The following is a 13950-nucleotide window of genomic DNA, read 5'->3' on the forward strand; positions in this document are numbered from 1 at the left end:
CCTCCTCGGACACCTTGAATCAGCCAACAGCCTCCCGCGCAACCTTATTGAGTACGGACCCTAGCCCGAAAGGCTTCCCGCGCGCCCGATTGCTGCTAGGGCGGCTCACGATGACCGCCACTTACGATGCCATAGTGCTGGGCGCCGGCGCCGCCGGGCTGATGTGCGCCGCGCAAGGCGCGCAGCGCGGGCGGCGCGTGCTGGTGCTGGACCATGCCGACGAGCCGGGGCGCAAGATCCTGATCTCGGGCGGCGGGCGGTGCAATTTCACCAACCTCCACACCGCGCCCGAACGGTTCCTTTCGGCCAATCCGCATTTCGCCCGCTCGGCGCTCAGCCGCTATGGGCCGCAGGATTTCCTGGCCCTGGTCGAGGCCCACGGGATCGCCTGGCACGAGAAGACGCTGGGGCAATTGTTCTGCGATGGCTCTGCCCGCCAGATCGTCGACCTCCTGCTGGCAGAGTGCGACAAGGGGGCGGTCACCCTGCGCTGCGGCGAGACGATCCGCGCGGTCAGCCATGCCGATGGCCGCTTCACCGTCCGCACCGACAGCGGCGAGGCCAGCGCCCCCGCGCTGGTGCTGGCGACCGGCGGCCCGTCCATTCCCAAGCTCGGCGCGACGGGCCTGGCTTATGATCTCGCCCGCCAGTTCGGCCTCAAGGTCGTCGAACCGCGCCCGGCGCTGGTCCCGCTGACCCTCTCCGGCGAGGATGCGCTGTTCCGCGAGCTTTCAGGCGTGGCGACCGAGGTGGTGGCGGGCTGCGGCAAGGCTGCCTTCCGCGAGGCGGCTCTGTTCACGCACCGCGGGCTTTCCGGGCCGGCGATCCTCCAGGTCTCGTCGCACTGGCGGCGCGGCGAGGAGGTGGCGGTGGATTTCCTCCCCGATGCCGCGCCCGGGTGGCTGCTGGCGGCCAAGCAGGAGCGGCCGCGCACCAGCCTTCAGGCGGTGCTGCGCGGCCTGCTGCCCACGCGGCTGGCCGATGCCCTGGCCGAGCGCCTGGGCCTGTCCGGGGTGCTGGGCGAAACCACCGACAAGGCCTTGCGCGCGGCCGAGGCGCGGCTGGCGGGCTGGACCTTCCGCCCCACCGGCAGCGAAGGTTTCGCCAAGGCGGAAGTGACGGTCGGCGGGATCAGCACGGCCGAACTGTCCTCCAAGACCATGGAGGCGCGCAAGATGCCGGGGCTTTACGTGATCGGCGAGGCGGTCGACGTGACCGGTTGGCTGGGCGGCTACAACTTCCAGTGGGCCTGGGCCAGCGGCTGGGCGGCGGGGCAGGCGGTCTAGGTGGGGGAGCCAGCGGCCCTGTCCGGAACGGCAGCTTGCGGCCGCAATTCCGGACAATCAGCCCTCCTGACCCGTCGTCGCCCCGTGCTTGACACCGGGCTTGGCTTTTCTTGCGTCCCGACGTTTGGCATGACGCGCAAATGAAGAAGGGCGGCTGGGTCTATATCATGGCGAACCGCTATCGCGGTGGAATGTACGTCGGGGGCACGGCCAATCTGATCCGGCGGGAGTGGCAACACCGCGAAGGACAAGGCTCGATCCATGTCGCCGACTTCTTCAAACAGCGGCTGGTCTATGCTGAACGCCACGAGGACATCGAGCGAGCGATTACCCGCGAGAAGCTGGTCAAGAAGTGGCGCAGGGAATGGAAGTTTGCCCTGATTGAGGCGGACAACCCGGAATGGCTGGACCTGTGGGAGCAGTGGCATCCCGTTGGTCAGGTGTCTGATCCCGGCGCCGCAAGGTAGCCAAGCCCCGTGTTGAGCACGGGGCGACGATAGGTTTTGATTTGACCGGACCGGGTATCGCTTACGCGCCCGCCGTTCTCGCCCCCCCCTAACGAAAAAGGCGCCCCGGTTTCCCGGAGCGCCCCTTTCTTCTAGCCGGTCCCGCAGGATCAGGCCGAGTAGTACATATCGAACTCGACGGCCGACGGCGTGGTTTCCCAGCGCAGCACTTCCGGCCACTTCAGTTCGATGTAGCTCTCGATCTGGTCCTTGGTGAACACGCCGCCCTCGAGCAGGAAGGCGTGGTCGGCTTCGAGCGAGTCCAGGGCTTCGCGCAGCGAACCGCAGACGGTCGGCACGGCGGCGAGTTCGGCCGGCGGCAGGTCGTAGAGGTTCTTGTCCATGGCTTCGCCCGGGTGGATCTTGTTCTTGATCCCGTCGAGGCCGGCCATGAGCAGGGCGGCATAGCACAGGTAGGGGTTGGCCATCGCGTCGGGGAAGCGGAATTCCACGCGCTTGGCCTTCGAACCGGCGCCATAGGGGATGCGGCACGAGGCCGAACGGTTGCGGGCCGAATAGGCCAGCAGCACCGGGGCTTCATAGCCCGGCACCAGGCGCTTGTAGCTGTTGGTGGTCGGGTTGGTGAAGGCGTTCAGCGCCTTGGCGTGCTTGATCACGCCGCCGATGAAGTAGAGGCACATATCGGACAGGCCGGCATAGCCATTGCCGGCGAACAGCGGGTTGCCCTTGTCCCAGATCGAGATGTGGGTGTGCATCCCCGAGCCGTTGTCCTTCATGATCGGCTTGGGCATGAAGGTCGCGGTCTTGCCATAGGCCTGGGCGACCTGGTGGACGACATACTTGTAGACCTGCATCCGGTCGGCGGTCTGCACCAGGGTGCCGAAGGTCAGGCCAAGCTCGTGCTGGGCCGAGGCCACTTCGTGGTGGTGCTTGTCGCAGGGCAGGCCCATCTCGATCATGGTCGAAACCATCTCGCCGCGGATGTCGACGCAGCTATCAACCGGGGCGACCGGGAAGTAGCCGCCCTTGGCGCGCGGACGGTGAGCCAGGTTTCCGGCTTCGTATTCGCGGTTCGAGTTGGTCGGCAGCTCGATGTCGTCGATCTTGAAGCCGTTGCCGTCGTAGCCGTCATAGAAGCGCACGTCGTCGAACAGGAAGAACTCGGCTTCCGGGCCGACATAGACGGTGTCGCCAAAGCCGCCGGCGCGGACATAGGCCTCGGCGCGCTTGGCGCACGAACGCGGATCGCGGCCATAGAGCTCGCCGGTCGACGGCTCGACGATGTCGCAGTTGATGATCAGCATCGGCGTGGCCGAGAACGGATCGACGTAGATCGCATCGAGGTCGGGCTTGAGGATCATGTCCGATTCGTTGATGGCCTTCCAGCCTTCGATCGACGAACCGTCGAACATCAGGCCGTCTTCCAGTTCACCCTCGGTGAGGATGCCGGCGACCATCGTCAGGTGCTGCCACTTGCCCTTCGGGTCGGTGAAGCGCAGGTCGACCCACTCGATTTCCTCGTCCTTGATGCGCTTCAGGACGTCGCTAGCCTTGGTCATTCGTGATCCCTCTTTCTCGGATTTTTTCCGCCGCCCGGGATGGCCCGGTGCGGCGCGAAACTGGTTGGTAATTCAGCCCCTCGATGCCGGGCCGACCCGCGGGTCAGATGGCGGCATCGTCCCGTTCGCCCGTGCGGATACGCAGCGCGCTCTCCACGGGCATGACGAAGATCTTGCCGTCGCCGATGCGGCCGGTCTGCGCGGCGGCGGCGATAGCCTCGACCGTGCGATCAGCCAGGGCGTCGCTGACGACGACCTCGAGCTTCACCTTGGGCAGGAAGTCGACGACATATTCGGCGCCGCGATAAAGCTCGGTGTGGCCCTTCTGGCGGCCAAAGCCCTTGGCTTCGGTGACGGTGATGCCGGAGACGCCGATTTCGTGGAGCGCTTCCTTCACCTCGTCGAGCTTGAACGGCTTGATGATCGCCTCGATCTTTTTCACGTCAGTCAGACCCCTGCGCGTCGTCCCGGTTGGCGCCCGCGCAGCTTGCGTGGGGCCTTGCGGGCCGGATGTCCAAATCGCCTTTGCCCGATGATTATCAAGAATCGTGCCAAGGCGTCCCCTGCTGCCTAGGCCAAGGTTGCGGCCGCGAAAAGACCGGAATCGAACGATTCGCACCATGCTGCACAAGTGGGACGAATTACGGGCAGGGGGATAGTCAAGGCAGTTGCCGCATATTTGTGCAGAACTGCCTGAGTTTTGGGCAGGATGCCGTTTCAGCCGGGCAGGGTCAGCCCGGCGGTCTCGGGCAGGTCGGCCATCAGGTTGAGGCATTGCACCGCCGCCCCGCTGGCGCCCTTGCCGAGATTGTCGAGCACGGCGACGAGGCGCGCCTGGGTGCCGTCCTTGGCGCCGAACACGTGAAGATCGATCCCGTCCCAGGCCGGGGTGGACCGGCGCAGGAGCAGCTCGTCCGGGCTCTCGTCGCGCACGCGGACCAGCGCCGAACCGGCATAGTACCGGGCCAGCGCGGCGCGCAGGGCATCGGGCGTGGCGGCGCCGGGGATGGCGGCCAGCGGCAGCGGCACTTCGACCACCATGCCGCGATGCGCCGGGATCACCGCCGGGGCGAAGACCGGCGGGTGATCAAGCCCGGCATAGCGCTGCATCTCGGGCACGTGCTTGTGGCCCATGGCCAGGCCATAGGCGCGAAAGGCGATGTCGGGATCGGCCTCGAACCGTTCGATCAGCGCCTTGCCGCCGCCTGAATAGCCGGAAACCGCGTTGACCGTGTAGGGCCAGGATGCCGGCAGCAGCCCGTCGCGCACCAGCGGGGCGAGCAGCGCGATGAAGCCGGTGGGATAGCACCCCGGATTGGCCACCCGCATGGCCCCGGCCACGGCCTCGCGGCCGATGATCTCGGGCAGGCCATAGGTCCAGCCCGGCGCCACGCGGTGGGCGGTCGAGGCATCGATCACGCGGGTGCGATCGTTGGCGATCATGCCGACGGCAGCCCGGGCGGCATCGTCTGGCAGGCACAGGATCACGAAATCGGCGGCGTTGAGCGCCTCGCTGCGCGCGGCATCGTCCTTGCGGCGATCCTCGGGCAGGGTGATCAGGCTGAATTCGGCCCGGCCGGCGAGCCGCTCCTTGATTTCGAGGCCGGTCGTGCCGACCGCGCCATCGATGAATACCTGGTGGGTCATGGGCGCCAGCTTACGGCAGCGGGTGGAGCGCGGCCAGCGGAACGTAGCCCACCGGGCCATCCTCGCCAACCTGGCCCCAGGCCCAGGCGTTGGGCGCCACGCCGGCCATGTCGAGCACGTTGAAGACCGTGCCGGTGGCCAGTTGCCCGATCACGTCGGATTCGGCCCGGCCGGCCGCATGGAGCGCAGCGCCGTTGCCGTTTACCGCATGGGCGATCGGCACGACATAGTGCGGCACGAACACCTTGCCGGCGAGGCGGATGTGGGCAAGGTCGCCGCGCACGGGCAGGTGCGCCGCGTCGAGCTTCACGCTCGGCCCGGCGAGGGCGAAACTTGCCCCCGGCGCGATGATCGCAGCCAGTTCGGATGACCCGTCGTGCGGCAACTCTTTGGAGACCCCTTAATCTTCGAAGGCGCGCGCTTAGACAATCGCGCGGCGAAGGGCAAGGCGACAGGCCGTCGGCTTGCCGCAGCCGGGGGTGGCGTGGCCGTTCCCGGCGCGGCCTCAGGCGCCGTAGCGCGCTTTCAGCATATGCCAGGCCGCGCGCAGGCCCAGCGCGTCGCCGCCCTTGGGCCGGCCGGGCTTTCCCGCCGGCCGCCAGGCATAGGTGTCGAAATGCGCCCAGTCGGTGCCCGCCGGCACGAAGCGATCGAGGAATAGCGCGCCCACCGAGGCGCCGGCAAAGCCATTGGTGGAATTGTTGCCCAGATCGGCCACGTCGCTCTTGAGGTATTCGCGGTAGCCGTCCCACAGCGGCAGCCGCCAGCACGGATCGTCGCAGGCCGCGCCGGCCTCGATCAGGGCGTGGGCGGTGGCATCCTCGCGCGCGAACAGGGCCGGGAGATCAGGGCCGACCGCGACTCGCGCCGCGCCGGTCAGCGTGGCGAAATCGATCACCAGGGCAGGAGCCTTCTCGCCGGCCCGGGCCAGCGCATCGCCCAGCACCAGCCGCCCCTCGGCATCGGTATTGCCCACCTCGACCGTGATTCCCGCTCGGCTCCGCAAGACGTCGCCGGGGCGGAACGCATTGCCCGAAACCGCGTTCTCGGCCGCCGCCACCAGGCAGTGGAGGCGCACCGCCAAGCCATGTTCCATCACCAGCCGGGCGAGGGCGAGGGCGTGGGCGCCGCCGCCCATGTCCTTCTTCATCAGCAGCATCGCGCCCGACGGCTTGATATCGAGCCCGCCCGAATCGAAGCAGATCCCCTTGCCGACGATCGCCACGCGCGGGTGGGCTGGATCGCCCCATTCCAGCTCGATCATCCGCGGGGCATGGGCGCGCCCGGCGGCACGGCCGACCATGTGGACCATCGGATAGTCCTGTTCGAGCGCATCGCCCTTGGTCACGTGGAGTTCGGCCCCGTGCCGTCCGCCATGGGCCTTGGCCAGGGCGGCGGCGACCGCTTCCAGTTCCGCCGGCCCCATGTCTTCGGCGGGCGTGTTGACCAGATCGCGCACCAGTTCGACCGCGCCGGCCTCGCGCAGGGCTGGATCGATCGCCCTGGCGTCCTTGGTCAGCAGGATTCGCGGCTCCTCGTCCTTCGCCTCGCTGCGATAGCGGTCGAACCGGTATTGCCCGCTGACCCAGCCGAACAGCGCGCGGCCCGTTTCGTGCTCCGCCAGTCGATAGGTTCCGCCGGGCAGGACATCGGCCAGCCTGGCGAGGCACCACGAGGAAAGCGCCGACGGATCGGCTACGCCCGCCACCGCGAACCAGCCATCGCCATCGGGCACGATCGCGTGTTCGTAGCCGGCGCCCTCGAACTTCTGCGCGGCGATCGCGGCGCGCTGGCCGGCGGAAAGGCGCTTCGTCCACTCGGCCAGGCTGTCCTTGGTCACCAGATGGATGGCAATGGCATTCTGGCCACGGTCGGCCTGGATCAGGGCGTGTCTGTCGGTCATGTTCCATCAATCTTGGCGCGCGATAAGGCACGGGTCGAGAGGAAATGACGATGAAGCCCACGCTGGCCCTACTGGCCGCCCTGATCTCCATGCCGGCCCTGGCCGCCAGCCCCGGCGAATGGACAGCCCCGGCCAACCGGCTTTATGCCTTTGACTACACCATTCCCCCGCCGGTCGCGGCCATTCCCGCGCTTCGCGCCCGGCTGGAGGCGGACCGGGCGCGGCAATTGGCCAGGGTTCGCCGCGAGGCCGCCGCCGATGCGGCCGAAGCGCGGCGCGGCGGCTTTCCGGTCCGCAAGCACGATTACAGCCAGACCTGGCAGGTTGTCGCCAGCCTGCCGGGCTGGCTCAGCCTGTCCGCCGCCTATGACACCTATTCCGGCGGCGCTCACGGGATGCGCTGGTCGGGGGCGATGCTGTGGGATCGCAAGGCGTCCCGCCCCCGCAATCCGCTGGACCTGTTCACTTCGCGCGCGGCCCTTTCGGCGGCGATCCGCAAGGACTTCTGCGCCGCGCTGGATCGCCAGCGGGCGGAGCGGCGCGGTGAACCGGTGAAGCCCGGCGGCACGGCGCCTTTCGAGGAATGCATCGATCCGGTGAAGCAGACAGTCCTGCTCGGTTCGCGCTCGCACCGCCTGTTCGACCGGATCGGCATCCTGGTCGCGCCCTACGAAGCCGGCCCCTATGCCGAAGGCAGCTACGAGGTGACCGTGCCGGTGAGCGCGGCCGTGCTGGCGGCGGTCCGGCTTCAATTCCGGGCCAGCTTTGCGGCGGGCAATTAAACCTGCCTCGCAAAAGCGGGCGGCCTTCGCTATGGAAGCGGGATGAATCAATACCAGACTGTCACCGGTGACGAGACCCTGCTGCGCGACGGCACGATCAAGCTGCATGGCCCCGCGGCCTTTGAAGGGATGCGCCGGGCCGGGCGGCTCGCGGCGGAAATCCTCGACGCGCTGGCCCCGCTGGTAAAGCCGGGCGTGACCACCGGGGCGATTGACGACCTGGTGCGCCAGATGACGCTGGATGGCGGCGCGGTGCCGGCAACGCTGGGCTATCGCGGCTATGCCCATTCGTGCTGCACCTCGATCAACAACGTGATCTGCCACGGTATTCCGGGCGACAAGGTCCTGCGCGACGGGGATATCGTCAACATCGACGTGACCCCGCTGCTCGATGGCTGGCATGGCGATTCGAGCCGGATGTTCCTGGTGGGCGACGTTCCGCTCAAGGCCCGCCGGCTGGTGGACGTCACCTACGAGTGCCTGATGATCGGGATCGAGCAGGCCAGGCCGGGCAGGCGGCTGGGCGATATCGGCGCGGCGATCCAGGCCCATGCCGAGGGCAACCGCTACGGCGTGGTGCGCGAATTCTGCGGCCATGGCCTTGGCCGGCTGTTCCACGATGCCCCCGAAGTGATCCACGCCGCGCGGCCCGGCACCGGCCCGGAACTGCGGCCCGGAATGTTCTTCACCATCGAGCCGATGATCAACCTCGGCAAGCCGGGCGTGAAGATGCTGGACGACGGCTGGACCGCGGTCACCCGCGACCGTTCGCTCTCGGCCCAGTTCGAGCATTCCATCGGCATCACCGAAGACGGCTGCGAAATTTTCACGCTCAGCCCCAAGGGCTTGCACAAGCCGCCGTATTGAATTGCAGGTTGCAGGCGCTAGCTACCGAGTGCCTTGCGAATAGCTCGCGGAATTCGCAGTCGCGCGAGAATCATGTTTATTCCGTAGAGCCACGCAAAAGCGAATGTTCCGATTTTTGCTCCATACGCCAAACTAGAACCGGCTGACGCGAACGCGAAAAATACACACGCGCCCAGCAGACAGAATAGAAAATCGGTGAGGCTGCTTAGGTCATATTGAACAATCTTGCCCGCTCCCCTGTCGTCGATCTGGAACCTTCCTTGGTCGTACACCGCCATTGCCAAGCCCCGGTTGCTGGGGCCAAACCAGAAGCGCCAAGAATCGCCAAACTCTATGAAGTCTTCTCCTGCGCTTGAGATGACTTTCATTTGTCCAGAAAGCAGCGATTCTATCTGCGTGAGTGCATCTTCATTGGTCGTTTCTGGTTCAAGTTCAACTGAGCCGCGCAGGTGCCAGATTGAATTCCACATCTGATTATCCCCTTGCAGCGCGAACCGCAGCGCCGCCGGCAAAGGGCGCCATCGCCAGCAGCACCAGGCTGACCGCCCCGGTCAGCGCCACGCCGGTTTCGCCGCCGGGCGCCAGGCTGCCCGCGCCGAAGACCAGCAGCGGCACGGCCAGCGGGATCACCAGCAGGCCGGCCAGCGCCGCCCCGCCGCGCAGGCCCGCCGTCAAGGCCGCCACGGTAACGCCAACCGCCGCCAGCCCCGGCGTTCCCGCCAGCAAGCCCAGCTCCAGCACCCGCACCGTCGCCCCGTCCAGCCCCAGCAGGGCGGCAGCGGGCAAGGCGGCCAGCATCAGCAGCGGGCCGAAGCTCAGCCAGTGGGCCAGCACGCGCACGGCCACGATCCATTCCTCGCCGATCCCGCGCAAGGCCCACTGGTCGAACAGGCCCAGTTCCACGTCGGGTTCGATCAGCCGGTCAAGCGGGAGGATCGCGGCGAGCAGCGCGGCGACCCAGATCACCCCGCCGCCGGTGCGCGCGAGCAATCTGGGATCTGGGCCGACACCGAAGGGAAACAGCGTGGCGACCGCCAGGAAGAACACCAGCGGCAGCATGGCCCCGCCGCGCCGTCCACCCAGCAGGAGCAGCGCGAGATCGCGGCGCAGGAGCGTGCCGAGCTGCCGGATCACGCGGCAAAGTCCGCGATGGCCAGCCGCATGGCGCCGGGCAGCGCGATCGGCTGGTGCGAGGCGACGACGGCCAGGCCGCCGGCGGCGCAATGCTCGGCCACCAGCCCTTCGATCAGGGTGACGGCGGCCGAATCGAGGCCGTTGAGCGGCTCGTCCAGCAGCCAGACCGGCGCGCCCTGCGCGATCAGCCGGGCCATGGCGGCGCGCTTCTTCTGGCCGGTGGACAGGAAGCGCACCGGCACGTCGCCCAGATCGGCCAGGCCGAGCCGCGCGACCGCAGCGGCCGCCGCCTCGGGCGCAGGGCCATCCATCCGCTGCCAGAAGGCAAGCGCGCGGGCGAGCGGCAGGTGGGGATCGAGCGCGGGGCGTTCATCCACCAGGCCGGCGCCGCCGTGCAGCTCCACTTCGCCGGCAAAGGCCGGAAGCAGGCCGGCCAGCACGCGGATCAGGCTGGACTTGCCCACCCCGTTGGGGCCGGTGACATGAAGCGCCTCGCCCGCGCCGAGCGCCAGCGACAGCCGGGCGAACAGCACGCGCTCGCCCCGGCGGCAGGCGATGTTCGTCGCGCGGATGTGGCCCTGGTCCATGGGCGCGCGGTCTAGGGCAAGCGCGTCCCCGCGCCAAGGCGAAGGTCGCGGATCTCCCCCCATTGCGGCGGCCGCGAATGTTGCTATGGAGCCCAGCATACGTATGCGCCCGCCGGGAATCGGCCTCGGCGCGTTGGGCTCAAGATCATCAGGGAAAAGGGCAAGAACCTCATGCAGACTTCCGAAATGACCGCCAAGATGGCCGCCGGCCAGGGTTTCATCGCCGCGCTTGACCAGTCGGGCGGCTCCACCCCCAAGGCGCTCGCCGGCTATGGCGTCACGGAAGATGCCTGGGGCACCGAAGAGGAAATGTTCGGCCTGATCCACGAAATGCGCTGCCGGATCATCCGGTCTTCCGCCTTCAGCGGCAACAAGGTGATCGGCGCGATCCTGTTCGAGCGCACGATGGACGGCACGGTGGATGGCAAGAGCGTTCCCGCAGCCCTGATCGAGCGGGGCGTGGTGCCCTTCATCAAGATCGACAAGGGCCTGGAAGACGAAGCCAATGGCGTCCAGCTGATGAAGCCGATGCCCGAGCTTGATGCCCTGCTCACCAAGGCCAGTGCGCTGGGCGTCTATGGCACCAAGGAGCGTTCGGTGATCAATTCGGCCAATGCCGAAGGGATCGCCGCCGTGGTGAAGCAGCAGTTCGCGGTCGGCAAGCAGGTCCTGGCCCACGGGATGATGCCGATCATCGAGCCGGAAGTGAACATCAAGAGCGAAACCCGCGCCGAGTGCGATGCGATCCTGCTCACCGAAATCCTCAAGAACCTGGATGAACTGCCCGAAGGCCAGCAGGTCATGCTCAAGCTGTCGCTCCCCGTGGTGGCCGGCACCTTCGATCCGCTGGTCAAGCACCCCAAGGTGCTGCGCGTGGTCGCGCTGTCGGGCGGCTACAAGCGCCCCGAAGCCTGCGTGGAACTGGCAAAGAACGCCGGGATCATCGCCAGCTTCAGCCGCGCCCTGCTGGAAGACCTGCGCGCGCACATGAGCGACGATGAATTCGACGCCTCGCTGGCCGGCGCGATCGACGAGATCCACGCCGGATCGACCAGGAAGACGGCCGCCATCGCCGCCTGATTCGATCCCTCGCCCCTCCCGGATCAGGAAGGGCGCCATTTACCCCCTCCCGGGTCGGGAGGGGGTAGGGGAGGGCCGCCACCTCTCGACCGGAACGCAAGATGCCGGGCAGGGCCACCTGTCCGGCGTCTTGCGTTGGGGCTTGTCGCCCGGTCTGTGCCGTTCCGGGATGGTGGGCAAATCGGGGCGGCGCGGCTCTGGAACAAAGTTAGCGCCGCGTTAATTCTTTCCGGCATGAGTACCGCGACCTTCGGCACCGCCCGCCATCCGTTCCGCGCCACGCTGCCCTTGCGGACCCTGCGCCGCCTGCCGCGCCACGAACCGGAAGTGCAGGCGCGGATCGATGCCTTCCGGCCGCCGGAAGCGGATGCGGAGGCGCCGCCGCGCCGTTCGGGCCTGACCGCGCAGGACGTGAAGGACTTCCTGATCGCCTATGTCGCCTGCTTCATGGCGGTGAGTGCCTTCCTGAGCTGATCGCGGCTATCGGGTCGCCGCGCAGTGGCGGCATTCCGCACGGTAGAGCCGCCAGCCCAGCCAGGCCGAGACCAGGCACAGCATCGCGCTCAGCAGCAATTGGCGCACGATGCCCATGCCAGCCGCGCTCAGCCCCATGGCCAGCAGCGCGCCGCCGACCATCGCCACGGAATTGACGATGTTGTTGGCCGCCACGGTCCGCGCGGTCTGGTCCTTGTCGACGCAGGTGGTCATGAAGGCATAGAGCGGGACCACGAACATCCCGCCGCACACCGCGATCCCGAGCAGGCTGGCGAGGAGCGGCACGGCGAGCGGGTGAAGGAGGAACTGCGCCGCATCCATCAGCCGGCCGCCGGGCGGCGTGGTCCAGCGCGCGCAGACCGCCCAGAACGCCACCACGCACAGGGCCATGGCCAGCACGGCGGGCGGGGCATAGCGCGCCGAGACCGTGCCCTTGAGCAGGGCATTGATCGAGACCGAGCCGAGCGCCACCCCGATCGAGAAGACCACCAGGAACAGGCTGGCCACTTCCTTGCTGGCCATCAGCACGTTCTTGGCCAGCGGCGGGAACTGGATGAACAGGATCGTGCCCACCGCCCAGAAGAAGCTGATCGCGCCGATGGCAAGGAACACCCGGCGATCGTGGGCGGTCTGGCGAATGAGGGTGATCGAGGCGCGGATGAAGTGGAAATCGAGCGGCACGACCTCGCCCTGGGCCGGGGCGGGGGGCACGAAGCGCGCGGTCACCCAGCCAGCCAGCGCGGTGATCACCACGCCGACCGCGGCCCATTCCACCGGGATCCAGCCCGCCAGGATCGTTCCGGCAAGGATTGCCACATAGGTTCCGGCCTCGACCAGCCCGGTGCCGGCCAGCACCTCGTCGGCCCTGAGGTGCTGGGGCAGGATCGCGTACTTGATCGGGCCGAAGAAGGTGGAATGCAGGCCCATCGCGAATAGCGCGGCCAGCATCAGCGGGATTGCCAGGGTGCCCACCGCCACGCCCTTCCAGGCCAGCAGCAGGCCGGCGGCGCCGATCATCATGATCCCGATCTCGGCCAGCTTCACCAGCCGGATGATCCGCGCCTTGTCGCGCATATCGGCAAGCTGGCCGGACAGGGCGGAGAAGACCACGAAGGGAATGATGAACAGCGCCGAGGCCACCCCGCTGAACGCGGCTTCCGCGCTCTCGGAATTGTAGAGGCTGTACACCACGTAGAGGACCATGGCGTTCTTGAAGAGGTTGTCGTTGAAGGCACCGAGCAGTTGGGTGACGAACAGCGGCAGAAAGCGGCGCCGCCGCAGCAGGTGGGTCGAGGTTGTCATGCATTCCTTCGGCGGCAGCCAGTCCCGGCGCGGACCCTAGCGGGACTTGGCTCATGGGCAAGACATTTGCGTGACGGTTGCTGGCGCCATGCAAGGCCGTTGCACCCGGATCGAATCCAAGCCCCCTCGACAGGCGCCGTGCCTTGCGGCTAGCCATGCGGCCGATGCTGACCCTGCCCAACCTGCTCACCCTGTCGCGGATCGTTACCGTGCCCGTGCTGGTCGCGCTGCTGTGGTGGCCGCGCTGGGAAGCCGGCTATCTCGCCGCTTTCGCGGTCTACTGCCTGATGGGCATCACCGACTATTTCGACGGCTATCTGGCCCGCGCGCAAGGCGCGGTGAGCAAGCTGGGCGTGTTCCTCGATCCCATCGCCGACAAGATCATGGTGGCCGCGGTGATCCTCGTGCTCAGCGCCCAGGGCGTGCTGACCGGGCCTTACGTGGGCGATCTCCACGTGATCGCCGGCCTCATCATCCTGATCCGCGAGATCGCGGTTTCGGGCCTGCGCGAATTCCTTGGCGGCATCCAGGTGTCGATCCCGGTCAGCCGGCTGGCCAAGTGGAAGACCACCCTGCAACTGATCTGCCTGGGCGCGCTGATCCTGGGCCGGGGTACGCCGTGGTGGACGGTGAACCTGGGCGGGCTGGCCATCAACCTGCCGCACACCGTGGGCCTGACCACGCTGTGGGCCGCCGCCGGGCTGACCGTGATCACCGGCTGGGATTACCTGCGGGTCGGCCTCAAGCACATGGATTGAGGGCGCGGGATTGAGGGCGCGGGTAATTCGTGTTGCACCTGCGAAGACCTGTCGCCAATCGCGCAACTTGCTGCTAGGGGGCA

General features: G+C 67.6%; 16 protein-coding genes. 7 read left to right on the forward strand and 9 right to left on the reverse strand.

Annotated features, from left to right (window positions below; translation table 11 throughout):
• Positions 1-110: 110 nt before the first annotated feature.
• Both ACFOD9_RS05115 and ACFOD9_RS05120 read left to right on the forward strand, forming a co-directional pair.
• A complete protein-coding gene (locus ACFOD9_RS05115; protein ID WP_379509015.1) occupies positions 111-1286 on the forward strand; it encodes a BaiN/RdsA family NAD(P)/FAD-dependent oxidoreductase in 1176 nt (391 codons plus the stop codon).
• Between the two features lie 140 nt (positions 1287-1426).
• Positions 1427-1753 carry a GIY-YIG nuclease family protein gene (locus ACFOD9_RS05120; RefSeq protein ID WP_379509016.1) on the forward strand — a complete coding sequence of 109 codons (327 nt, stop codon included), beginning with the start codon at positions 1427-1429 and terminating at the stop codon, positions 1751-1753.
• Positions 1754-1902: 149 nt separating this feature from the next.
• Here ACFOD9_RS05120 and glnA read toward each other — a convergent pair whose 3' ends face one another.
• The 5 genes from glnA to ACFOD9_RS05145 all read right to left on the reverse strand — a co-directional run bounded on the left by glnA (position 1903) and on the right by ACFOD9_RS05145 (position 6862).
• Positions 1903-3312: a type I glutamate--ammonia ligase gene (gene glnA / locus ACFOD9_RS05125; RefSeq protein ID WP_379509017.1), complete on the reverse strand. Its 1410-nt coding sequence runs from the start codon at positions 3310-3312 to the stop codon at positions 1903-1905.
• 103 nt (positions 3313-3415) lie between these two features.
• Entirely contained in the window at positions 3416-3754 is a 339-nt protein-coding gene (locus ACFOD9_RS05130) for a P-II family nitrogen regulator (protein ID WP_379509018.1), read from the reverse strand.
• 275 nt (positions 3755-4029) lie between these two features.
• Positions 4030-4959 carry an N-acetyl-gamma-glutamyl-phosphate reductase gene (gene argC / locus ACFOD9_RS05135; RefSeq protein ID WP_379509019.1) on the reverse strand — a complete coding sequence of 310 codons (930 nt, stop codon included), beginning with the start codon at positions 4957-4959 and terminating at the stop codon, positions 4030-4032.
• A 10-nt stretch (positions 4960-4969) separates the two neighbouring features.
• Positions 4970-5344 (reverse strand): SH3 domain-containing protein, encoded by a 375-nt coding sequence (locus tag ACFOD9_RS05140; RefSeq protein ID WP_379509020.1) that lies wholly within the window; start codon positions 5342-5344, stop codon positions 4970-4972.
• 120 nt (positions 5345-5464) lie between these two features.
• The gene (locus ACFOD9_RS05145; RefSeq protein ID WP_379509021.1) at positions 5465-6862 is read right to left on the reverse strand and encodes a leucyl aminopeptidase family protein; all 1398 of its coding nucleotides are present in this window, start codon (positions 6860-6862) and stop codon (positions 5465-5467) included.
• 50 nt (positions 6863-6912) lie between these two features.
• Here ACFOD9_RS05145 and ACFOD9_RS05150 point away from each other — a divergent pair, with 50 nt between their 5' ends.
• Both ACFOD9_RS05150 and map read left to right on the forward strand, forming a co-directional pair.
• Positions 6913-7644, forward strand: coding sequence for a DUF3298 and DUF4163 domain-containing protein (locus tag ACFOD9_RS05150; protein ID WP_379509022.1), 732 nt, complete (start codon positions 6913-6915; stop codon positions 7642-7644).
• A gap of 42 nt (positions 7645-7686) precedes the next feature.
• Positions 7687-8511 (forward strand): type I methionyl aminopeptidase, encoded by an 825-nt coding sequence (gene map, locus ACFOD9_RS05155; RefSeq protein WP_379509023.1) that lies wholly within the window; start codon positions 7687-7689, stop codon positions 8509-8511.
• Positions 8512-8528: 17 nt separating this feature from the next.
• Here map and ACFOD9_RS05160 read toward each other — a convergent pair whose 3' ends face one another.
• The 3 genes from ACFOD9_RS05160 to ccmA are packed head-to-tail and all read right to left on the reverse strand — an operon-like array spanning position 8529 to position 10232.
• Positions 8529-8981, reverse strand: coding sequence for a hypothetical protein (locus ACFOD9_RS05160; protein ID WP_379509024.1), 453 nt, complete (start codon positions 8979-8981; stop codon positions 8529-8531).
• A 4-nt stretch (positions 8982-8985) separates the two neighbouring features.
• Positions 8986-9642, reverse strand: a complete 657-nt coding sequence (locus tag ACFOD9_RS05165; protein WP_379509130.1) for a heme exporter protein CcmB — start codon at positions 9640-9642, stop codon at positions 8986-8988.
• A complete protein-coding gene (ccmA, locus tag ACFOD9_RS05170; protein ID WP_379509025.1) occupies positions 9642-10232 on the reverse strand; it encodes a heme ABC exporter ATP-binding protein CcmA in 591 nt (196 codons plus the stop codon). The genes ACFOD9_RS05165 and ccmA overlap by 1 nt, the downstream gene beginning before the upstream one ends.
• Before the next feature lie 171 nt (positions 10233-10403).
• On the opposite strand from ccmA, the gene ACFOD9_RS05175 reads away from it, so the two are divergent.
• Together ACFOD9_RS05175 and ACFOD9_RS05180 are read left to right on the forward strand one after the other, a co-directional pair.
• Positions 10404-11312 carry a fructose bisphosphate aldolase gene (locus ACFOD9_RS05175; protein WP_379509026.1) on the forward strand — a complete coding sequence of 303 codons (909 nt, stop codon included), beginning with the start codon at positions 10404-10406 and terminating at the stop codon, positions 11310-11312.
• A gap of 234 nt (positions 11313-11546) precedes the next feature.
• Positions 11547-11786 carry a hypothetical protein gene (locus tag ACFOD9_RS05180; RefSeq protein WP_379509027.1) on the forward strand — a complete coding sequence of 80 codons (240 nt, stop codon included), beginning with the start codon at positions 11547-11549 and terminating at the stop codon, positions 11784-11786.
• Between the two features lie 6 nt (positions 11787-11792).
• On the opposite strand, the gene ACFOD9_RS05185 is transcribed toward ACFOD9_RS05180, so the two are convergent.
• Positions 11793-13109: an MFS transporter gene (locus tag ACFOD9_RS05185; protein ID WP_379509028.1), complete on the reverse strand. Its 1317-nt coding sequence runs from the start codon at positions 13107-13109 to the stop codon at positions 11793-11795.
• Positions 13110-13273: 164 nt separating this feature from the next.
• On the opposite strand from ACFOD9_RS05185, the gene pgsA reads away from it, so the two are divergent.
• A complete protein-coding gene (gene pgsA / locus ACFOD9_RS05190) occupies positions 13274-13867 on the forward strand; it encodes a CDP-diacylglycerol--glycerol-3-phosphate 3-phosphatidyltransferase (RefSeq protein ID WP_379509131.1) in 594 nt (197 codons plus the stop codon).
• The last annotated feature ends 83 nt before the right edge of the window (positions 13868-13950 follow it).

The organism is Novosphingobium bradum (genome assembly GCF_042646485.1).
GTDB classification, from domain to species: Bacteria; Pseudomonadota; Alphaproteobacteria; order Sphingomonadales; family Sphingomonadaceae; genus Novosphingobium; species Novosphingobium bradum.

Excerpts from the sequence above, each read along its gene's own strand:
- argC (WP_379509019.1), bottom strand. The coding sequence starts at position 4,959 with ATGACCCACCAGGTATTCATCGATGGCGCGGTCGGCACGACCGGCCTC.
- ACFOD9_RS05150 (WP_379509022.1), top strand. The coding sequence starts at position 6,913 with ATGAAGCCCACGCTGGCCCTACTGGCCGCCCTGATCTCCATGCCGGCC.
- ACFOD9_RS05115 (WP_379509015.1), top strand. The coding sequence starts at position 111 with ATGACCGCCACTTACGATGCCATAGTGCTGGGCGCCGGCGCCGCCGGG.
- map (WP_379509023.1), top strand. The coding sequence starts at position 7,687 with ATGAATCAATACCAGACTGTCACCGGTGACGAGACCCTGCTGCGCGAC.
- ACFOD9_RS05175 (WP_379509026.1), top strand. The coding sequence starts at position 10,404 with ATGCAGACTTCCGAAATGACCGCCAAGATGGCCGCCGGCCAGGGTTTC.
- ccmA (WP_379509025.1), bottom strand. The coding sequence starts at position 10,232 with ATGGACCAGGGCCACATCCGCGCGACGAACATCGCCTGCCGCCGGGGC.
- ACFOD9_RS05160 (WP_379509024.1), bottom strand. The coding sequence starts at position 8,981 with ATGTGGAATTCAATCTGGCACCTGCGCGGCTCAGTTGAACTTGAACCA.
- ACFOD9_RS05180 (WP_379509027.1), top strand. The coding sequence starts at position 11,547 with ATGAGTACCGCGACCTTCGGCACCGCCCGCCATCCGTTCCGCGCCACG.
- ACFOD9_RS05185 (WP_379509028.1), bottom strand. The coding sequence starts at position 13,109 with ATGACAACCTCGACCCACCTGCTGCGGCGGCGCCGCTTTCTGCCGCTG.
- glnA (WP_379509017.1), bottom strand. The coding sequence starts at position 3,312 with ATGACCAAGGCTAGCGACGTCCTGAAGCGCATCAAGGACGAGGAAATC.
- ACFOD9_RS05120 (WP_379509016.1), top strand. The coding sequence starts at position 1,427 with ATGAAGAAGGGCGGCTGGGTCTATATCATGGCGAACCGCTATCGCGGT.
- pgsA (WP_379509131.1), top strand. The coding sequence starts at position 13,274 with ATGCTGACCCTGCCCAACCTGCTCACCCTGTCGCGGATCGTTACCGTG.
- ACFOD9_RS05145 (WP_379509021.1), bottom strand. The coding sequence starts at position 6,862 with ATGACCGACAGACACGCCCTGATCCAGGCCGACCGTGGCCAGAATGCC.